This is a genomic window from Kribbella koreensis, from assembly GCF_039525325.1.
Taxonomy (GTDB): Bacteria; Actinomycetota; Actinomycetes; order Propionibacteriales; family Kribbellaceae; genus Kribbella; species Kribbella koreensis.
In genome coordinates, this window is sequence record NZ_BAAAHK010000003.1 from 100,132 (window position 1) to 120,107 (window position 19,976).

A 19,976-nucleotide genomic window follows, 5' to 3' on the forward strand; every position below is an offset into this window, starting at 1 on the left:
CGAGTCAGAGCCCAAGGTCCTGATTTCCCGGGACCGATCCATCGGTCCGCCGCGTTGAGGACCTTCGGCCCTGCTCGCGGTGCGTCGTCGGGCGTGTGCTGGAGGCACCAGCGCAAGCAGGGAGGAATCATGGACACCGAACGGCCGCCCGCCGGCACCACACCGGCCGATCCGTACCTGCGCGAGGCAGTCGAGCAGCCGACCGCCGTGCGTCGCGCGACCCTCGCACTGCCCGAGCTCCGGGCGTGGTTCGCCAAGACCTACGGCGAGGTCGGCAGCTACCTGACCCTGCACGGGATCACCCCGAGGGGCTATCCCTTCGCGCGCTACCAGCACCGCCCGGACGGCCGCTTCGACGTCGAGGCCGGCTACGTCGTCACCGCCCCGATCGCCGGCGACACCGTCACCGTGCCGTCTTCGCTGCCCGGCGGCCTGCACGCGGTCGTGTGGCACATCGGCCCGTACCAGAAGATCGGCGCCACCTACGCCCAGCTGACCACCTGGATCGAGTCCCAGAGCGGCCGCGCCGACGGTGCGCCGTGGGAGTTCTACCACGACCCGCCCGGCAACGAGCGGACCCTGTGGCGCACCGAGATCGTGCAGCCGTACGTCATCGTCGGGGATCCGCGATGACGATCACCTCGCTGCGGCCGGCCGGTATCGCCGTCGAGACCCACGGGATCCTGCCCACCGACACGGTGGACCAGGTCCGTGCGCTGTTGATGCCGGTGATCGGCAAGTGGGCCGGCCACAGCAGGATACGGATCACCCGGCTGACCCACGTCGACGCCGCCAGGCCCCTGGTGGCGCAGCTCGACGTGGGCCATCCGCACGGCCGCCTTCGCGCCCAGGTGGCCGCGAAGACCTTGCGATCGGCCGTGCTGACGCTGGCCGCCCGGACCACCGCCCAGCTTCGTCAGGTCCCCGGTGCGCGGGTGGTTCCCACCTCGCTCGCGACCTGGTTCCCTGAGCTCCTTCCGCCGGCGGACCGGCGGCTCAGCCGGAACAAGATCTGCGATCTGCGGCCCACGACGGTGGACGCCGCGATCGCCACGCTCGAGCGGATGGACTACCGGTTCCATCTGTTCCGTGAGATCTCGACGGCTCAGGACAGTCTCGTCTGCCGCACCGGTCCGGGCTCGTTCCGGCTCCTGCAACTCGAGCCGCGCGACCTCGCTTGGAACGGCAGCAGGCCTTTGGTCAAGGACCGGACACCGACGCTGTGGCTCACCGTCGGGGAGGCGCTGGCCCGGCTCGACCTCACCGGGCGGCCCTATGAGTTCTTCGCCGACAAGGCGACCGGCCGCGGCCGGATCGTCTACGCCCGCTACGACGGGCACTACGCAATGCTCAGCGCCGCCGTACCCCTCTGGCAGCCGAACTGAGACAGGAGTGAACCGATGAAGACCGATCGCTATCCGGTCCGGCTCGAGGGTGACCTCGACCCGTCCGTCAGCCGGGGACTCTGGCTGATCAAGTGGCTGCTCGCCATTCCGCACTACATCGTGCTGGCTGTGTTGTGGCTGGTGTTCGGCGTCCTGTCCGTGGTCGCCTTCTTCGCCATCCTGTTCACCGGCCGGTATCCGCGATCGATCTTCACCTTCACCACCGGCGTACTTCGGTGGAGCTGGCGGGTGTCCTTCTACGCCTACAGCGCGCTCGGCACCGACCGCTATCCGCCGTTCACCCTGAACGACGTCCCCGACTACCCGGCCCGGTTGTACGTCGACGAGCCGCCACAGCTGTCGCGGGGACTCGTCCTCGTGAAGTGGCTGCTCGCGGTACCTCACCTGCTGATCGTGGCGATCCTGCTCGGTGGTGGACCGTACCTGAGCTATCGGTTCGCCGACTCCGTCCTCTCGGTGGAGGGTGGCGGTCTGATCGGCCTGCTGACCCTGATCGCCGGCGTCGCGCTGCTGTTCACCGGCCGGTACCCGCGGGAGCTGTTCGACTTCATCATCGGCCTGAACCGCTGGGTCTACCGGGTCGCCGGCTACTTCTTCTTGATGACGGACGAGTACCCACCCTTCCGCCTCGACTCCGGCACGGACTCCAGCCGCACCGGGGGCTCCCCCGATTCCGGTCGGCGCCCTGCCGACTCCGTCCCCTTCGCGGCTTCGGCCGGCGCGCCCCAGCACCCGCCGTCCACCCACCAGTGGACGGCGGGGCGGGTGATCAGCGCCGTAGCCGGCTCGCTGCTCATCCTGTTCGGCCTCGGCGCGTTGCCGGCCGGTGGTACGGCGCTCTGGTTCGACCACGGCGGCCGGGACGCGGCAGGCTACGTCAGTACGGGCACGCAGCACTTCTCCACCTCCGGCTACGCGATCGCCAGCGAAACCGGGGCGATCCGCATGGACGGCCCGTCGTGGATGATGGAGCGCTTCCTCGGTGACGTCCGGATCACCGCCGACAGCCGGACCAGCACCCCGGTGTTCATCGGCATCGCGTCCGAGCGGGACGCCTCGGCCTACCTGGCCACCATCGAACACTCCGTCGTCGACCGGATGTACGGTCACGAGACCGGCATGGCGTACCACCGGCAGAGCTGGGGCTCGGCGCCTCCGCAGCCCCCTGCGGCAGAAGGCTTCTGGGTCGCCAAGAGCTACGGTCCGGGACAGCAGGTGCTCAACTGGCGGCCGGGTACCGGCGACTGGACCGTCGTCGTACTGAACGCGGACGCCAGCCGATCGGTACAGGCCGACGTTACCATCGGCGCGACGATCCCGTGGCTCGACGACGTCGCGTACACGCTGATCGCGATCGGGCTGGTCTTCCTGGCCGGTGGCGGTCTGCTGATCCATCTCGCCGTCCGCCGCACGTCGGCGCCGGTTCGGGGAGCGACGTCATGACCACGCCACGCCCTGAGGATCCGCGCACCTCCCGACGGTTGTCCGTCATCGCCGTCATCGCGGCGGCGACCGCGCTGGCCCTCGCCGTCGCCGTCCTCGTCGCGACCACCCTCAAGGACAGCCGCCCAGCCGGCACTCCGTTGCCAACAGCAACAGTTACCGCGACGAGGCCGCCGGTCACCACGGTGCCGCCGCCGCCGACCATCACCCCGTCGCCCGTGCCGACGCCCACACCGAGCCGCCGGGTCTTCCGGTACCAAGCGGTGTGGCCGTTCGGTTCGGAGCAGGACGCGGCCGTCTGGCAGCAGGCGTACCGCAAGTCCGGCAGTCAACCCTGGCATCTCGACGCTGCACAGACCGCCCTGTCCTTCACCATGGGCTTCCTCAGCTTCGACGAGGTGAACACCGTCGTGTCCCGGACGGTCCGCGGTGACGACGCCACGGTCGCGGTCGGCTACCGCACCGGCACCACGACGCCGTCGGTCGCCGCCGTCCTGCACCTGCGCAGGATCGGCCAGGGCGAAGACGCTCCCTGGGAGGTCGTCGGCAGCCGCGACACCAGCCTCACTCTCGACCGGCCCGGCTACGGCAGCTTCGCCGGCTCGCCGCTGCGGGTCGGCGGACGGATCACCGGCGTCGACGAGGCGATCCGCATCGAGGTCCGGCAGCACTCGTCGAACGCAGTCCTCGGCGCGTACTGCTGCGTGCCGGCCGGCGGCGAGCACACGCCCTGGTCCGCTTCGGTGTTCTTCCGTGGCGCCACCGACGACGTACTCGTGATCGTCGCCTCGACCGGCGGCCACTACCAGGCGGTCGAGAAGTTCGCGATCACCGCAGTCCGCCCCCGAGGAGGAGTCTGATGTCCAGGAAGGTCCTGGTGGCCTACGCCACCAAGATGGGAGCGACCGCCGGGATCGCCGAGGCGATCGGCATCGAGCTGCGCCGGCACGGCCACGAGGTCGACGTCCGGAACGTGACGACGGTCGGCTCGATCGCGGAGTACGACGCGGTCATCGTCGGCAGCGCGCTCTATCTGCGCCGATGGCGCCGCGAGGCGGTCAGATTCCTGCGCAGGCACACGCGCGAACTCCGGGACCGGCAGGTCTGGCTCTTCCACAGCGGCCCGATCGGCGCCGACCGCCATCAGGAGCAGGAGATGCCCGCGAACGTCCAACGCATCGCACGGCGGATCGGCGCCAAGCGCGCGACGACGTTCGCCGGCGCCCTGCTGCCAGACACAGCCAAAGGACTCGTCGCCCACTGGCTCGCCAGCGGGCGGCTGGCCAGCGACTCGCGCGAATGGCGGCGGATCGCGGCCTGGGCCGACGACGTCGCGGCGGCGCTCTCGTCGGCAGAACACACCAGCTGGCATCGACAGTAGACAGGAGACCGCAATGTCCAGAAAGGTACTCGTGGCCTATGCCACCAAGATGGGTGCGACCGCCGGGATCGCCGAGGCGATCGGCGCCGAGCTCCGCAACCACGGCCACCAGGTCGACGTCCGCGAGGTAGGGCAGGTCAGCACGATCGGCTGGTACGACGCGGTCGTCCTCGGAAGTGCTGTCTACGCTCACCGCTGGCGCCCCGAAGCCGTCACCTTCCTGCGCCATCACACCAAGGAACTGGGCAACCGGCAGGTGTGGCTGTTCCACAGCGGACCGGTCGGACCGGCCAGCGACCAGACCCAGCTGATGCCGAGGAAGGTTCAGCGGCTGGCCCGGCGGATCGGCGCGACCCCGGCGATGACGTTCGCCGGCAAGCTCACCACCGAGACGGCGGAAGGGTTCCTGGCCACCCGGATGGCCCGCACCGAGCTCGCCGGGGACTTCCGCGACTGGGAGCTGATCACGGCCTGGGCGAAGGACGTCGCCGCGGCCATCTCGTCGGGCGACGTCAGCTCGTGGCACCGCGCCGAAACGGAGGGGCAGGAGGCGGCGCGATGAGTTTCAACCTGGCCACCATTCTGACCGAGTCGGCTCTCGGCCATCCCGACAAGGTCGCGGTGATCAGCGGCGCCCACCGGCTGACCTACGCCGAGATCGACGCCGCGTCCGACCGGTTCGCGACCGGCCTGCGCGACCAGGGCATCCGGCCCGGCGATCCGGTCGGGCTGCAACTACCGAACCTGCCGCAGTTCGTGATCGCGTACTTCGGCATCCTGAAGGCGGGCGCGATCGCCGTCCCGATGAACGTGCTCTACAAGGCCGACGAGATCGCCTACATCCTGAAGGACGCCGGCACCCGGATGCTGATCACCTGGGCCGGGGTCGCCGAGGAAGCGGCCAAGGGCGCCAGCCAGGCAGGCGTCTCGAACCTCGTCGTCGTCACCAGCCCGGGGATGCCGGACACAACCCTCGGTACGCCGTTCGAGCGCCTGCTGGCCGCTGCGCCGGACGGCCCGGCGGTCATCCACCAGCCCGATCCCGGCGACACCGCGGTGATCGTCTACACGTCCGGCACCACCGGCCGGCCGAAGGGCGCCGAGCTGACCCACTTCCAGCTCTTCATGAACGCAGACACCCCCGGCCGGCTGTTCGGCGTCCGCGACGACGACGTGATCATGGTGGTCCTGCCGCTGTTCCACATCTTCGCGCTGTCGAGCATCCTCGACGTCTGCGTCCGGTTCGCCGCCACGATGACACTGGTCCCCCGGTTCGACCCCGACACCGTGCTGGCCACCATCCAGCGCGACCGGGTGACCGTCTTCGAGGGCGTGCCGACGATGTACGTCGCACTGCTCAACCACCCGGGCCTCGACCGGTACGACGTGTCCTCGCTGCGGATCGGCATCTCCGGCGGAGCGCCGATCCCGGCCCAGGTGATCGACGACTTCGAGGCCCGCTTCGGGATCGTCATCCTGGAGGGCTACGGCCTGTCCGAGACCGCCTCGACGACCACCTTCAACGTCAGCGCCGAGGACCGGCGGGTGTACAGCGTCGGCCGGCCGATCTGGGGCGTCCAGGTGCAGGTCTGGGACGAGCACGGCCAGGTGCTGCCGCCGGGTGCGGACCACATCGGCGAGCTGATGGTCCGCGGGGTGAACGTGATGCGCGGCTATCGCGGAAATCCCGAGGCCTCGGCGGAGGCGTTCAGCGACGGCTGGTTCCACACCGGCGACCTGGGCTACGTCGACGAGGACGGCTACTTCTTCGTCGTGGACCGGAAGAAGGAACTGATCATCCGCGGCGGCTACAACGTCTACCCGCGGGAGGTCGAGGACGCCATCTACACCCATCCTGCCGTCGCGCAGGCCGCGGTGGTCGGGGTACCGGACGACCTGCTGGGCCAGGAGATCAAGGCCTTCGTCGCGCTGCGGGCCGGTCTGGAACTGACCGCGGAGGAACTGATCCGGCACGTCAAGGACCGGATCGCGCCGTACAAGTACCCACGACTGGTGGAGTTCCGGCCCGAGCTGCCGGTCACCGCCGCGGGCAAGATCCTGAAACGGGAGCTGTAGCCATGGACCGGATGACCCCGCTCGACGCGCTGTTCCTCGAGGCCGAGGACGAGGAGCCGGGCGTCTCGATGGCGATCTCGTCGATCGCGGTGTTCGAGGGACCTGCCCCGACGTACGCCGAGTTCGCCGAGCTCCTGGCCGGACGGTTGCCACTCATCCCGCGCTACCGGCAGAAGGCGCGGCAGCTCCCGTTCGATCTGGGGCCGCCGGTCTGGTACGACGACGAGCACTTCGAACTCGACTACCACCTGCGGCACACCGCCCTGCCCGCTCCCGGCGGTGACGCCGAACTGGCCGCGCTGATGGCCAGGCTGATGTCCGCGCGGCTGGCCCGCGACCGCCCGCTGTGGGAGTACTGGCTGGTCGAGGGACTGCAGGACGGCCGCTGGGCGCTGATCTCCAAGGTCCACCACTGCATGGTCGACGGCGTCTCCGGGACCGATCTCTACTCCGTGGTTCTCGATCCTTCGCCGCGGCCACGAGCGGCCGTACCGGACAAGTGGTCGCCCCAGGCCGAGCCGTCGACCTTCGGACTCACGGCGGCCGCCCTCGGACAACTGGTGCTGACCCCGATCCGGCAGCTCCGGCTGGCGGTCACCGGCCTCCGGCAGCCACGCAACCTCGCGTACCGGTCCTGGAGCATCGGCCGCGGACTGTGGGCGCTGTCCGAAGCACTCAGGCCCGCTACCCGGTCGTCGCTGACCGGCTCGTTGTCGTCGAGCCGGCGGTACGCCTTCGGGCGAGCGGAAGTCGCGCAGGTGAAGGAGATCCGGCACCGGCTGGGTGGGACGTTCAACGACGTCGTGCTCGCGGCGGTCGCCGGCGGCTTCAGGTCGCTGCTGCTGTCTCGCGGCGAGACGCCGAGGGAGAACTCGGTACGCACCCTGGTCCCGGTCAACATCCGCGCCCCCGGCCAGGAGAGCATCCGGGACAACCGGGTCTCGCTGATGCTCGCCAAGCTGCCGGTCCACCTCGAGGATCCGGTCGAGCGGCTGGCCGCGGTCCGGACCCGGCTCGACGAGCTGAAGACCGACCACGAGATCGACTCCGTCGCCCTGCTGACCGAGCTCGCCCGGCGGGAGCCGTTCGCGCTGATCGCCCCCGGCTACCGGCTCGCGGCGCGGCTCCCGCAGCGGTCGGTCGTCACGGTGGTCACGAACGTGCCCGGTCCGCGGGAGCCGCTGTACGCGCTCGGACGCCGGCTGGTCGAGATCATCCCGTACGTGCCGATCGGTTCCACGGTCCGTACCGGCGTCTCGATCCTCAGCTACTGCGACTCCGTCGCCTTCGGGGTGACCGGCGACTTCGAGGAGGCCGACCTCGCCGTTCTGGTGCGCGGCGTCGAGGACAGCCTGGCCGAACTAGCGGCGGCCAGGCCGTCCGAGCCGGTCAGTTGAGCCGATCGGCGGTGCCACCTGGGTAGTGACGCGCGAGCGCGGCAGGCGGCTCGAACGGACGCCACTGCCCAGCAGGCTGGGCGAGCCGGTCGGCAGCCAGCCAGAGCACGGCGGGGTTGTGGCCGTAGCCGAGATGGCTGCCGTTCACCGCGACGTTCTGCCGCAGTGGTCCGGCGGGCTCGACACAGGCCCGCCACGGCACGATCCCGTCCTGCTCGGAGTAGACCGAGGTGGCCGGCATCCTGAGTGGTGGCCTGGTGTGCTCAGGCGGTGGCAGCTCGGAGTCCGGCACATGCAGGTGGGACAGCATCCTCAGCACCCGATGGGCGCGGGTCTCGGACGGCAGGTTGAGCCGGTACGGGCTGCCGAGCGTGATCACGTCGCGGACCTGGTGCGGGTTCTCCCGGGCCAGCTCACGCGCGTAGATCCCGCCCAGACTCCAGCCGATCAGGCTGATCGGCTCGCCGTGCCGATCGGACAGTTCCCGCAGGCGGTAGCGGATGCCGTCGACGGCATCCCTGGTCGGGCCGACGTTCCGGCCGAGATTCCAGCCGTGGGTCCGGTAGCCCAGGCGGTTCAGGAACCAGCGCATCGACGTGGTGGACGCGTCGGAGGCGAGCAGACCGGGGAGGACGAGGACGGGGTGGCCGTCGCCACGCGGGGCTGTTCGCAGTACCGACCTCGCGGTCGCCAGCTGGCCGAGGTCGACGACGCTGCGGCTGGGCTCGGTCAGGTACCAGTGCAGGGCCGGCCCGGTGGACTTCACTGCTCGAGCGGACGAGGTGCGCATCCTGGCCTCCTGGCTACCGATGAGTATCCCCTTCAGGGTATGCCGTTCCGGCCAACCAGGTCAGAATCCGCCCGGCGGTCGGCCCGGGGACCTCCAGCTGGGGCACGTGGCCGACCCCGGGGATCACCTCCACGGTCCATTCGGGGTGGCGCTGGGCGGCGTACGCGGCGATCACGGCCGGGACCAAACGATCCTGCGCGCCGTGCAGGTGCAGGACCGGCACCCGGATCGCGTCGATCGTCGCCCAGGTCGCGCTCCGCCGGGCGCCGAGGGCCAGCAACGATCGCGCGGCCGTGAGGAAGGCAGCATCCAGCCCCCGGACTCTGGACCGCTGCTCGAGCAATTCGGCCGAGGCTGCGACCAGCTCCTCGGGAACGGCCGAAGGATCCACACAGCAAAGCGCCAGCAACCGCCGGACCTGCTGCCTGGGCGAGCGTTGCCGCCGTTCGCGCGCGAGCGCCCAGCGACCCAGCACAGGGACGGCGAATCCGGCGAAGGCGGCGGTGATCGCAAGCTCCGGCCGTGCGCCGATAGCGGGCGGCAGTGCCGGATCGATCAGCACCAGGCCCACGACGGCGCCGGGGTGACGCACTGCCTGGAGGATCGACACCATCCCGCCCATCGAGTTGCCCACCAGGATCACCGGGCCACCGATCACCTCCTGGACGAAGCGGTCCAGCATCCTCGCGTTCGCCTGGACCGTCGTAGACCTGCCCTGCGGATGGCTGAGCCCGAACCCGAGCAGGTCGACAGCCAGTACGCGGGCGTCGGCAGCCAGGAGTGGCGCCAGCAGAGCCCAGTTCAGGTGCGACCCACCCAAGCCGTGCACCAGCACCATGGCCGGGCCGGCCGGCTTGCCACCGAAGTCGACGTAGTGCACCGGCCCGTCGAGATCGACGAACCGGCTCGCTCCGCCCCAGCGGCTGATGCCACGGCCTCCAGTCATGGGCAGCTCAGACGGCGCCGAAGCGTTCGGTGTGGATGCGGCGGTGCGGGATGCCCAGCGCCACGAGGTCGCGACTGACCGAGGTGACCATCGGCGCGGGGCCGCAGAGGAAGTAGTGGAGCCGGTGGGGACGGCGTGGGAGGTTCCTGGCCAGCAGGTTCTGGCCGATCCGGCCGACCTCGCCGGTCCAGCCCGGTTCGGGCGTGCTGACCACCTCGATCACCTTGAGGTTCATCCGCGCCCTGACCTGTTCCACCTCCGGTACCAGCATCAGGTCGTGCCGGGTGCGGGCGGAGATGATCAGCCAGCCCCGGCGCCGGTCGCCACGATCGGCCAGCGTGCGCAGCATGCTCAGCAACGGCGTGATGCCGACACCGGCGCCGATGAACACGAATCCGGCCGCGTCCTCGAGTCCGTCGATGGTGAACCCGCCGTACGGCCCGTCCAGGAAGACCCGGCGTCCGGGCCGCAGCGCCGCGAGCAGCTCGGTGAAGTCGCCGAGCGCCTTGATCGTGAACTCCATCCGGTCCGGGTGGTCGGCCGACGACGCGATGCTGAACGGATGCTCCTCGAACACGAACGGCGTCGACCCGATCTTCAGCCAGACGAACTGACCGGCCTCGAACGGCAGCCCCGGATGGCCGTCGGCCTGGATCACCAGCGTCACGCCGTCACCGGGTACCGCGGCCACCGACTTGACGATGTAGGCGAACCGGCCGGCCCGGGCGGGCAGCCAGATCCAGCGGCGCGCGGCCAGCCCGGCCAGGAGCAGGCCGGAGCCGATGAACCAGGCCGCCAGCAGAACATCCGACACCAGGTGCCGAAGCCACCAGACGTGCAGCCAGGCGGCGATCAGGACGATCGCGACCAGCCCGTTGTGCACCAGCCACCAGCCCTCGTACCGCGGTTGGCGCCCCGGACGGCGCAAGGCGAGGACGACGACCAGCACCAAGGCGACCGTCGACGTGACCGCGGCCCGGGCCGCCCAGGTGGTGTGCGCGAGATCGAGGATCGTGATGCCGCGTGGATCGAAGATCAGCACCGCGACGAGATGCACCAGCACCAGGACAACCGCGATCAGCGCGATCAGCCGATGGACGGCGAGCACGGTCTCGATCCCGAAGCTCGCGATCAGCCACGGCAGCCGGGCCGGCAGCGCGGCCGTCACGACCAGAGCGGAGTACGCGACCAGGCCGGCACTGAGGGCCACGGCCCCGCCCGGAGCCGTGTCCGGCGGGGCGAGCACGTGCCAGGTGAGCAGCAGCGGGATGAGCAGTACGGCGAGGTACCAGAGGAACCAGGTCAGTCGAGACAACGGGCCATGGACCCGGGCCGAGACTCGGTGCAGAGACATCGCGACTTGCTTCCGGGAACAGGGACTTTCGTTCAGGATGCTGGCAACGTACGCCGACATCGCGGGCGCGGGGAACAACGCTGAACACGTATGACAGGACTGTCATCTCCCGGCCGTCGACCACCCGTCAGCGGGCCGGCTGGGCGGTACCGACCTTGCCGTCCCAGCTCGCCTTCGCGCCCGAATCGCCGATCCGGTACACGTCGTACACCGCGACCCCGCCGGCGACGATCGACAAGACGGCGATCACCGCGGTCACCGCGGCAGACGCCGGGGCGAGGAACGTACGCCGCGTGGACGCCGATTCGGCCGGTGCCGACGTTGCCCGGCTCTCCCGGCCACGCCACCACACGGCCAACGCCATCACCGCGACCCCGATGGCAACGAAGACGGCGGTGTCCCCCAACTCTGTGTGAGCACGGATCAGCTCGGTGGAGGCCACCCGGTGCTCGAGCCACTCGCCCGCGCTGGTGGTGATCGGTACCAGGGCGAGAACCACCAGCGACAGCAAGGCGTTCGGTCCGGCAAGCCGGCTACGCGCCGGCGCCCAGAGGGCGGTCAGGATCAGCAGCAGGGCGGACAGTGGCAGCAGTACGACAATCGCATGAACCAGCAACACATGCGCGGGCAACCCGTTGACGGTCGTCATCTACAGCTCCTCGAGACAGTGGACCCGGTCAAGCCGGTATCGGAACCCGAGCATGCCGTTGATTTCTTAGTGCTTTCTTGGACCATCGGGTGACGCGCGCTGCCGGTTCCGGACATCCGGGACCATCGCCGGACCGCCTGGGTCATCCGTCCCTGCCCGCCTCCGCGAACCCGGGCAAAGCTGGAATCAGAGAGGGGTGAGCCGTGATACCGAACGCTGCGCATCGACCGGCCGCCGGTGACCGATGAACGCCGTCTTCGACTGGCTGGCCGGGCTGCCTGCCTGGCTGGTCATCACCGTCGTCGTCCTGCTGCCCGCGCTGGAGGCATCCACCTTCCTCGGTCTCGTGGTGCCGGGTGAGACCGCTGTCATCGTCGGCGGCGTCGTCGCCCACGCCGGCGGCCTCCCGTTGTGGGCGGTGATGGTCGGAGCAGGGTTCGGCGCGATCGTGGGCGACCAGGTGGGGTTCATGGTCGGCCGACGGTACGGTCCCGGCCTGCTCGGCCGCCTGCCGCGCAGGCTCCGCAAGCCCGAGCGCATCGACAGCACCCTCCGGCTGATCGCCCGGCGCGGCGCCCTGGCGGTCGTGCTCGGACGCTGGACCGCTGCCTTCCGCGCCCTCGTCCCGGGCATCGCAGGGATGAGTCAGATGCGCCGATCGACCTTCACCGTCGCGAATGTGATCGGTGGTGTCATCTGGGCGTTCCTGGTGGCGGGCGGCGGCTACCTGGCCGGAGCCTCGTACCGGGTCCTCGAACAACGGCTGGGCCTGGCGAGCGGATTCCTGCTCGCGATCTTCGCCGGCGGCATCATCACCGCCATCCTCGTCTACCGCCGCCGTCACCGCCGGCCGGCCAGGCGCTGAGATGGCCCGGCGTCCGCGCGGACAGCCCCGCGATCCGGCGCGCTGGGCTCCCTGGATCGCCGGTCTGGTCTGCATGCTCGGGATCATCAGTGTGCTGGACGCGGTCAGCCCGCCCCTCCGGCCTCGCCTGAAGCCGCTGACCGCCGTACTACCGGTACTCGTACCCCAGGCCGCAAGTGCCGCGGTTCCGCTCGGCGTCGTCCTGGTCATGCTGTCCAGAGGTCTTGCCCGACGCAAGCGACGGGCATGGATCGGCGCGCTCACCGCGGCGTCCGGTCTGGTGGTGCTCAACGGCCTGGCCCACTCGACCGGTGAAGCCGTCGCGGCCGTCGTGGTCGTCGTTCTGCTGGTCTTCACCCATCAGGCCTTCACCGGTCGCCCGGACCCGGGCAGCAGGCGCAAGGTGATGGTCACCTTCCTGACCTCGTTCGTACTGGCCACCTCGGTCGGGGCCGCCTCCCTGATCGGCGACCCGGACGCGGTGGACCACCTGTCCGCGCCACAGCTGCTCCGCGAGGTCTGGCTGGGCTTCATCGGCATCAGCGGGCCGGCCCGATTCGAGTCGGACCAGACCCGGCAGAGGCTCGAAGCGACGCTGCTGCTGCTCGGCGTGATCGTGGCGGTGGCGACCGTCGTCATGGCGCTGCGAACCGCTCGGGCACCCAGACACCAGGTTGGTTCCGAAGGCGCGCGGTTGCGTGACCTGCTGGCCGCCTACCGCAACGACTCGCTGAGCTACTTCGCGCTGCGCGACGACAAGTCACTGATCTTCGGCCCCACCGGCACGGCCGCCATCGCGTACCGCGTCGTCGCCGGTGTCTCCCTGGCCGGCGGAGATCCGATCGGTGATCCGGACGCCTGGCCGGGCGCCATCGACGCGTGGCTGGCCGAGGCCCGCGGCTACGCCTGGACGCCCGGCGTCGTCGGTGCCAGCGAACGAGGAGTGTCGAGCTACCGCGAGCACGGACTGAGCGCCATGCAACTGGGCGACGAGGCAGTCCTCGATGTCGCCGCCTTCAGCCTGTCCGGCCGGCCGATGCGCGCGGTCCGGCAAGCGGTGGCCCGGGCGGAACGGCGAGGCCACCTGGTCCAGGTACGCCGCCAGCGGGACATCGGCGACGCCGAGCTGGCCGACCTGTCCCGGCACCTCGCAGGCTGGCGCGCGGGTCAGGCGGAGCGCGGGTTCTCGATGGCGCTCGGCCGGTTCGGCGACCTCCGCGACGGCGATGCGACGGTGGTCAGCTGCCGCGACGAGACCGCCCGGCTGGTCGCCGTGTTGAGCCTGGTGCCGTGGAACGACGACGGTCTGTCCCTCGATCTGATGGTCCGCTCCCCCCGAGCGGGCAACGGAGTGATCGAACTGATGGTCAGCGAACTGGTCCAGGCGGCTCCGGATCTCGGTATCGCCCGGATCTCGCTCAACTTCGCCGTCTTCCGCGAGGTCTTCGAGCGCGGCGGCCTCGCCGGCGCCGGGCCCGGGCTGCGGTTGTGGTACCGCATCCTGCTCGGGCTGAGCCGGTTCTGGCAGATCGAGTCGTTGTACCGGGCCAACGCGAAGTACCGCCCGGCCTGGGTACCGCGATTCGTCTGCTACCAGCGCGTCCGGGAGCTGCCCCGGATCGCCTCGGCCACGCTGCAGGCCGAGTCCTTCCTCCGGCTGTCACCGGCGAAACTGATCGGTCCGGCCCGAAAGGAGACAAGCCGTCATGCATGACAAGAAGCACCCTGCCCTCCCCGACGTCGTCAAACCACTGCTGCGCGGCTGGTTGCACGCCGGCACCTTTCCACTGGCGATCGCGGCCGGTGTGGTGCTGATCGTGGCGGCGCCGTCGGCCGTCGCACGGGTCGCGGCGGTGGTCTTCGCCACCGCGTCCTCTGTGCTGTTCGGCGCCTCCGCCCTGTACCACCGGGGCCACTGGAGCCCGGCGACCTCGGCGGTACTGCGGCGGATGGACCACTCGAACATCTTCGTGATGATCGCCGGCACCTACACCCCGTTCGGTCTCCTGCTGCTCACCGGAGGCAATCGCGTCGCCCTGCTCACCGCGGTCTGGGGAGGCGCGCTCCTCGGCGTCTTCTTCCGGGTGTTCTGGCTGTCGGCGCCGCGCTGGCTCTACACGCCGATCTACCTTGCGCTCGGCTGGGTGGCGGTGTTCTGGATGCCGGACTTCTACCATCGCGGCGGCGCCGCGGTCGTCGTTCTGCTCGCCGCGGGCGGGCTGGTGTATTCGGCCGGCGCGGTCGTGTACGGGATCAAGAAACCGAATCCGTCACCGCGCTGGTTCGGCTTCCACGAAGTCTTCCACGCCTGCACCGTGGCCGCGTACGTCCTGCACTACATCGCGGTCAGCCTGATCATCTACCAGCTCGTCGGCTGACCAGGTCGCCTCGTCGCGGCTACTTGGTGAAGTGGGCTGTGTCGAGGGCGGACTGGAGGGAGCGGCGGTAGCCGTCGGAGGTGAAGGTGGCGCCGGAGACTGTGTCGATGGTGGCGCTTTGGGCGGTCAGGGCCTCTCGCTGGAGGATCGGGAGGGCGAAGGCGCTGATGGCGCGGTCGCGGTCGCCGGACGACGGTGCGGTCAGGGTCTTCACCGCGGTGATCCGCGACGAGTTGATCGTGACCTGGAGCTGGACCGGACCGTAGCGGGTCAAGGCCGACTGACCGTTGACCACGGTCGTCCGCTGTCCGCCGTGACCCGGCACGGTGCTGACTACTCCCGCCGAGGCGGCAGGAGCGGCTGGGCCGCCTACCCGGTTGGTACTGGTCGGGTACAGGAAGAGCAGGCCGAGTACTGCGGTCGTCGCACCCAGCACGATGCTGTTCCGCCGCAGATGGCCGACTCTCACAGCGCACCGGCCTGGTGAGCGGCGTCCAAGGCCGACTGCAACGACTGGCGATACCCCTGGGACGTGAACGTCGCGCCGGACACCGCGTCGATGTGCGCCGACTGGGCGGTGACCACCTCCCGGTCCAGGACCGGTACGGCGTACGCGTTGATCCCATCCGTGGTGCCGTCGCCTTGCGGGTGCTCGATCGCCTGCGCCCGCTTGATCCGGCCGTCCTGCACGGTGATCCGCACCCGGACCGGCCCGTACTGCGTATCGACGAGATCGCCCTGGAAACCGGCAGCAGCCGTCGTCGCGCTCGGGGCCGGCTTCTTCGACGTACTCGAGGTGGGGGAACCGGCCGGGAGGCGCGGTGCGACCGTCGGCGCCGGGGAGGGCCGGGGCCGGACGTGCCGCGGCCTCCCGGCCGGCGTACTGGTGGACGAGGGAGCCGGCGTACCGGCCGATTGGGAACCGGCCCGCAGGCCCAGTCCCACTACGGCCAGCGTGACGACCGACATCGTCCGGACGACACCGCGTCTCATCGGCCACCTTCCTGATCGATCACCACGAGAACCTCTCCTGGTGCAGTTGGTCCGGCGGAAGCCCGGCCGCCAAGGCCGCTGTGCAGACTGCGTCCATCCAGGGATCCGGCCCACAGACGAACACGTCGTATCCCTCGATCCCCGGCACCAGGCTCCGCAGGGCGTCGACATCGGTCCAGTTGGAGGCGTTCTGCGGCAGCCACGACGGCCGGTCACGCAATCGCGGCCCGAGGACGTAATGCACCTCGATCCCTCGCCTGGCAGCCAGTTCATCGAGCTCGGCGCGGAAGACGAGGTCCTCCTCGCCGTGCGCACGGTAGACCAGCGCGGCGTCGGCCGGGGCGTAGTCGAGGTCTTCCAGCAAGGACCGCAGCGGCGTGATACCGATGCCGCAGGCAAGCATCGCGACCTTCGAGGTGACCCGGTGTTCACCGGTGAGCCGGCCGTACGGGCCCTCGATCAGCACCTTCGTGCCCGGCCGCAACCAGGCCAGTCGCCGACTGCCGTCACCTGCCTCCTTGGCGGTCACCCGCAACTGCCGTGGCGACGGGGTCGCCGACAGCGAATAGGGGTTGCCCCGCGACCAGCCCGACCCGTCCAAGAAGCGGAAGACGAAGTACTGGCCTGCCTTGGCCGGCAACCGGTGCAGCCCTCGCCCAGTGAGGTGGACCGACACCACGTCCGGGCTCTCGCGTACTACCGAGCTGACGGTGATGCCATGCCGCAACGAGCGCCACAGCGGAAGGCCGAGCCGGTAGACGAGCACGGCCGCCAACGCCGCCGCATAGACCGACCACCAGTAGACCCGCGCGAGCGACGAAGTGGTGAAGTCGGCACCCGTCCAGATCTCGTGCGGGATGGACAGGCCCACGCCCAGATAGGCATAGAGGTGGAGCAGGTGCCAGGACTCGTACCGCAAGGCCCGGCGCGCTATCCGCACCGAGGTGACCACCACCAGGGTCAGAGCGACGACAGCGGCCACGGCGAGCAGCATCCCGCCGTACGAGGTGACGACGCTCCAGGTCTCGTGCAGCAGGTCGTTGTGATCGCGCAGGGTGTAGCCGATCAGGATCAGCGCGACGTGCAGCATCAGCAGGTTGAACGAGGCGAACCCCACCAACCGGTGCCGGCGAGCCAGCTCGTCCTGACCGTAGCTGCGCTCGATCGCCGGTACGCGGGCCATCAGGATCACCTGGACCAGCAGCAGATCGGCCGCGACCAATCCGGTGATCCGGCCCAGTGACGTGAAGAGGTCTGCCGGTCCGGCGGCGAGCAACTGGGCACCACGCCCCGACAACCAGAGCGCGATCACGATGAGCACGCTCGCCCAGCAGGCGATCCCCGCGATGTCACGCCACCAGCGCGGAGTACGGCGGGTCCGGCGGCGGGTGTGTGCTGCCCGCGCAGGACTCAGCAAAGAGGTCATCGGGACAACTGCCGGTCGGTCACTGCGGCTCCATCGGGTCGGATACCCCGAGGATGCGCCGGGATTCTTAGCCGTTCCTTGGAGCCGCGGGAAGAACGAGCTCGAACGTCGCGCCGGTATCGCTGCGCACCAACCGGAGCTGGCCGCCGTGCCGGTTCGCCACGTCATGGGTCAGGGCGAGGCCGAGACCGTAGTGGGCCCGGCCGGAGCGATGGCCGCCGGAGTCGAATCTGCGCAACACCCGCTCGGCGTCCTCGGGCCGGATACCGGGGCCGGTGTCGCTCACCCGCAGTACTACGTCGCGCCCCGACCGGCGGACGCCGACGCGGACCTCTCCCCCGTCCGGCGTGTGGTCGATCGCGTTGTCGACCAGGGCGAGGACTGCCCGCCGGAGCGCGGTGTGGGACCCGAGGACGGTGCAGTCCTCATCCGTCGCGCCATGCAGCAGGGTGACCCCGGCCGCGGTGGCATGAGCTCGGGCGCTGTCGGCCACCGAGCCCGCCAACCGGTTCAGGTCGACCGGCTCACGAGTCTCCTCGCTGCGCGGGTCCGCCGCCACCAAAAGGTCCTCGACCACCTCGCCCAGCCGCTGCGTGTCCTGGACGACACCGCGCGAGTCGCGTAGGACTTCCTCGCTCAGGTCACTGCGTTGCAAGGCCCGGTTCAGCACCTGCGCACGGGTGCTCAGCAGCGTCAGCGGTGTCCGCAACTCATGACCCGCGTCGGCGACGAAAGCACGTTGCAGGGCAAGCGCCTGCGCTAGCGGCCGGACCGCCCGCCGCCCCAGCAGAATGCCGAGCAGCGCCGCGAACACCAGCCCGACAGCAGTCGCGAACCCCATCGCCTGCAGCAGTCGCGCCCGTTGCTGATGGGCCGTCGTGAGGTCCAGGACGGCCTGGATCGGCCGCCCGTCGCGGCGAACGGTGGCGATCCGGTACTCCGCTTCGTCGTCCTCCCGCACATTCGTCAACCGCACCGCCGGCCCGGCTGCTGCGCGCAATCCGGCCAAAGCGGGGTCCAGCTCGTCGGGCAGGCCGGCCGACCTCTCCAGGCCCTTCGGGGTGTCCATCACCAGCCAGATCCCCGAGGGTGGGTCACCGACGTCGTCAGCGGTGCGCAACGTGTTTCGCAGCAGGTCGTCGGCCGCTCCGGCCTGGCCGCGGACGACGACGATCGTCACCAGCACGACCAGGAGCAGCATCGCCGCTCCGACCAGCGCGGCCACCTGGACCGCGACCTCACGGGCGGCCCGGCGGACGAGCACCTGGTCACCGATCGGACGAGCGCTCATGAGCGACCGAGCCGGTACCCGAGCCCGCGGACCGTGCTGATCACTCCACGGCCCAGCTTGCGCCGGCAGTAGTGCACGTAGGTGTCGACGACGGTCTCGGACTCCGCCTCGTCGAAGACCCGCGCGAGCAACTCGGCCCGGCTGAAGACGACTCCCGGCCGCGCCGCCAGCAAGGCCAGCAACGCCGACTCCCGCTCCGACAGCTCGACCAGGCCACCGTCGGTACGCCGTACCGTCCGCCCGGCCAGGTCGAGCCGCCCACCCGGTACGACGAGATGCTCCGCCCGATCGGGATGACGCCGGAGCAAAGCGCGCAGCCGAGCCAGCAACTCGGTCAACTCGAACGGCTTCGCGAGGTAGTCCTCCGCCCCCGCGTCCAGCCCGTCGACCCGCTCCGCCGTGGTTCCGCGCGCCGACAGCACCAGGATCGGCGTACTGACGCCCCGGCTGCGCAGCCGGGTGATCAGGTCGAGCCCCTCGATGGCCGGCAACCCCCGGTCGACGATCATCACGTCGAACTCCTGACTCAGTCCGAGATGCAGCCCGCGCTGGCCGTCCGGCGCGGCCGTCACCAGGTAGCCCTCGTCACCGAGCACCCGCCCGAGCAGCCCGGCCAGGTCCTGGTCGTCCTCCACCAGCAGGAGTCGTGTCGCGGTCATCCGGCGTCGCCCGGCTGAACGCGTGGCCAACCGGGCATCGCCCGGAGGGTGCCGTCGGTGTGCACTCCGAGTCCGGCATACCCAGGCAGCAGCGAGACGACCCGCGGCCAGTCGTCCCCGGCGACGAACGCCGCCGTGGCGAGCACATCCGCCCACTCCAGCGACGGCCCGGTCACCGACACCGAAGCCCAGTTGCCGACCACTGCTGCCCCGTTCCGTGGATCGTAGAGATGGGCTCCGCGCGCCGCCGTCCCACTTGTCGCGACCGCATCGCCGGTACTACGCACAGTAGCTACCACCGCACCAGGATCACCCGGATCCTGGATGCCGATGACGAACGGCTCGCCGCTCGGGCAGTGCACCACGACATCGCCACCCGCGTTGAGACACCAGTCGGCGCCGTCGACCTCGATCAGCAATCTGCTCGCCCGCTCCGCGGCCCAGCCCTTCACCAGTCCCGACGGATCCCAGCCGGCGGCCGGTGTCTCCGCGTCGAAGAGACCACCGGTGAGCTCACGGGCCCGCCGGCAGCGGTCGGCGACCTCGCGGACCACCGGAGCGGCGGCCTCCCAGCTCAGTTCTCCCCGCGCCAGCCGGCTCACCTCGCTGTCCGGACGGTACGGCGAGAAGGTCAGGTCGACCTCTCGCAGCTCTCGATACACCGCCTGGGCAGCGGCATCCGCGGCCGCCGTACGGGCCGCCGGGCCCCTGGCCAGCAAGCTGATGGGCAACCCCATCACCTGTTCGGCCCAGCTCCGCTTCTGCACTGTCGACACGAGGCAAAGGTACGTCGCCCGACCCGGGACCGAATGACTGCGGGCTCTTCCGCAGACCGTGACGGAGAGTCAATATGTCCTTGGGGGGTCCGCGCCTGCGGACTCAAGGGGATGTGGGACCGGCTCCGGCCGGGCCTGGGGGTCAG

The 19,976-nt window shown here is 70.2% G+C and carries 21 protein-coding genes; 11 read left to right on the plus strand and 10 right to left on the minus strand.

Going from position 1 to position 19,976, the window contains the following annotated elements:
• The first annotated feature begins 129 nt into the window (after window positions 1-129).
• From ABD116_RS04420 to ABD116_RS04455, 8 genes are read left to right on the plus strand one after another with little or no spacing between them, the layout of a single operon-like run.
• A complete protein-coding gene (locus ABD116_RS04420) occupies window positions 130-633 on the plus strand; it encodes a GyrI-like domain-containing protein (protein WP_343965054.1) in 504 nt (167 codons plus the stop codon).
• Window positions 630-1,385 carry a sigma 54 modulation/S30EA ribosomal C-terminal domain-containing protein gene (locus ABD116_RS04425; RefSeq protein ID WP_343965056.1) on the plus strand — a complete coding sequence of 252 codons (756 nt, stop codon included), beginning with the start codon at window positions 630-632 and terminating at the stop codon, window positions 1,383-1,385. The genes ABD116_RS04420 and ABD116_RS04425 overlap by 4 nt, the downstream gene beginning before the upstream one ends.
• 15 nt (window positions 1,386-1,400) lie before the next feature.
• Entirely contained in the window at window positions 1,401-2,849 is a 1,449-nt protein-coding gene (locus ABD116_RS04430) for a DUF4389 domain-containing protein (RefSeq protein ID WP_343965058.1), read from the plus strand.
• Window positions 2,846-3,709 (plus strand): hypothetical protein, encoded by an 864-nt coding sequence (locus tag ABD116_RS04435; protein ID WP_343965060.1) that lies wholly within the window; start codon window positions 2,846-2,848, stop codon window positions 3,707-3,709. Before ABD116_RS04430 ends, ABD116_RS04435 begins: the two co-directional genes overlap by 4 nt.
• On the plus strand, window positions 3,709-4,230 hold the full coding sequence (locus tag ABD116_RS04440) for a flavodoxin domain-containing protein (protein WP_343965062.1): 522 nt from the start codon (window positions 3,709-3,711) through the stop codon (window positions 4,228-4,230). The genes ABD116_RS04435 and ABD116_RS04440 overlap by 1 nt, the downstream gene beginning before the upstream one ends.
• 13 nt (window positions 4,231-4,243) lie before the next feature.
• Window positions 4,244-4,792, plus strand: a complete 549-nt coding sequence (locus ABD116_RS04445; protein ID WP_343965064.1) for a flavodoxin domain-containing protein — start codon at window positions 4,244-4,246, stop codon at window positions 4,790-4,792.
• Complete coding sequence (locus ABD116_RS04450; RefSeq protein WP_343965066.1) at window positions 4,789-6,306, plus strand: long-chain-fatty-acid--CoA ligase; 1,518 nt, start codon at window positions 4,789-4,791, stop codon at window positions 6,304-6,306. The genes ABD116_RS04445 and ABD116_RS04450 overlap by 4 nt, the downstream gene beginning before the upstream one ends.
• Before the next feature lie 2 nt (window positions 6,307-6,308).
• Window positions 6,309-7,703 carry a wax ester/triacylglycerol synthase family O-acyltransferase gene (locus tag ABD116_RS04455; RefSeq protein WP_343965068.1) on the plus strand — a complete coding sequence of 465 codons (1,395 nt, stop codon included), beginning with the start codon at window positions 6,309-6,311 and terminating at the stop codon, window positions 7,701-7,703.
• Here ABD116_RS04455 and ABD116_RS04460 read toward each other — a convergent pair.
• The 4 genes from ABD116_RS04460 to ABD116_RS04475 form a co-directional block, all read right to left on the minus strand.
• The gene (locus ABD116_RS04460; protein WP_343965070.1) at window positions 7,696-8,493 is read right to left on the minus strand and encodes an esterase/lipase family protein; all 798 of its coding nucleotides are present in this window, start codon (window positions 8,491-8,493) and stop codon (window positions 7,696-7,698) included. The genes ABD116_RS04455 and ABD116_RS04460 overlap by 8 nt on opposite strands.
• A 13-nt stretch (window positions 8,494-8,506) precedes the next feature.
• The gene (locus ABD116_RS04465; RefSeq protein WP_343965072.1) at window positions 8,507-9,439 is read right to left on the minus strand and encodes an alpha/beta fold hydrolase; all 933 of its coding nucleotides are present in this window, start codon (window positions 9,437-9,439) and stop codon (window positions 8,507-8,509) included.
• Window positions 9,440-9,446: 7 nt separating this feature from the next.
• Window positions 9,447-10,793, minus strand: coding sequence for a ferredoxin reductase family protein (locus tag ABD116_RS04470; RefSeq protein WP_343965074.1), 1,347 nt, complete (start codon window positions 10,791-10,793; stop codon window positions 9,447-9,449).
• A 127-nt stretch (window positions 10,794-10,920) separates the two neighbouring features.
• Window positions 10,921-11,442, minus strand: a complete 522-nt coding sequence (locus ABD116_RS04475; RefSeq protein ID WP_343965076.1) for a DUF2231 domain-containing protein — start codon at window positions 11,440-11,442, stop codon at window positions 10,921-10,923.
• A gap of 244 nt (window positions 11,443-11,686) precedes the next feature.
• Between ABD116_RS04475 and ABD116_RS04480 the strand changes: the two genes are divergently transcribed.
• From ABD116_RS04480 to trhA, 3 genes are read left to right on the plus strand one after another with little or no spacing between them, the layout of a single operon-like run.
• A complete protein-coding gene (locus ABD116_RS04480; RefSeq protein ID WP_343965078.1) occupies window positions 11,687-12,307 on the plus strand; it encodes a DedA family protein in 621 nt (206 codons plus the stop codon).
• Between the two features lies 1 nt (window position 12,308).
• Window positions 12,309-14,021, plus strand: coding sequence for a phosphatidylglycerol lysyltransferase domain-containing protein (locus tag ABD116_RS04485; RefSeq protein ID WP_343965080.1), 1,713 nt, complete (start codon window positions 12,309-12,311; stop codon window positions 14,019-14,021).
• On the plus strand, window positions 14,014-14,685 hold the full coding sequence (gene trhA / locus ABD116_RS04490; RefSeq protein ID WP_343965081.1) for a PAQR family membrane homeostasis protein TrhA: 672 nt from the start codon (window positions 14,014-14,016) through the stop codon (window positions 14,683-14,685). The genes ABD116_RS04485 and trhA overlap by 8 nt, the downstream gene beginning before the upstream one ends.
• 19 nt (window positions 14,686-14,704) lie before the next feature.
• Here trhA and ABD116_RS04495 read toward each other — a convergent pair whose 3' ends face one another.
• The 6 genes from ABD116_RS04495 to ABD116_RS04520 form a co-directional block, all read right to left on the minus strand.
• Window positions 14,705-15,154, minus strand: a complete 450-nt coding sequence (locus ABD116_RS04495; protein WP_343965083.1) for an FMN-binding protein — start codon at window positions 15,152-15,154, stop codon at window positions 14,705-14,707.
• Window positions 15,151-15,678 (minus strand): FMN-binding protein, encoded by a 528-nt coding sequence (locus ABD116_RS04500; protein WP_343965085.1) that lies wholly within the window; start codon window positions 15,676-15,678, stop codon window positions 15,151-15,153. Before ABD116_RS04500 ends, ABD116_RS04495 begins: the two co-directional genes overlap by 4 nt.
• Before the next feature lie 19 nt (window positions 15,679-15,697).
• The gene (locus tag ABD116_RS04505) at window positions 15,698-17,104 is read right to left on the minus strand and encodes a ferredoxin reductase family protein (RefSeq protein WP_343965087.1); all 1,407 of its coding nucleotides are present in this window, start codon (window positions 17,102-17,104) and stop codon (window positions 15,698-15,700) included.
• Window positions 17,105-17,171: 67 nt separating this feature from the next.
• Window positions 17,172-18,395 carry a sensor histidine kinase gene (locus ABD116_RS04510; RefSeq protein ID WP_343965089.1) on the minus strand — a complete coding sequence of 408 codons (1,224 nt, stop codon included), beginning with the start codon at window positions 18,393-18,395 and terminating at the stop codon, window positions 17,172-17,174.
• Entirely contained in the window at window positions 18,392-19,054 is a 663-nt protein-coding gene (locus ABD116_RS04515) for a response regulator transcription factor (RefSeq protein ID WP_343965091.1), read from the minus strand. Before ABD116_RS04515 ends, ABD116_RS04510 begins: the two co-directional genes overlap by 4 nt.
• Complete coding sequence (locus ABD116_RS04520; protein ID WP_343965093.1) at window positions 19,051-19,830, minus strand: FAD:protein FMN transferase; 780 nt, start codon at window positions 19,828-19,830, stop codon at window positions 19,051-19,053. The genes ABD116_RS04515 and ABD116_RS04520 overlap by 4 nt, the downstream gene beginning before the upstream one ends.
• Window positions 19,831-19,976 lie beyond the last annotated feature (146 nt).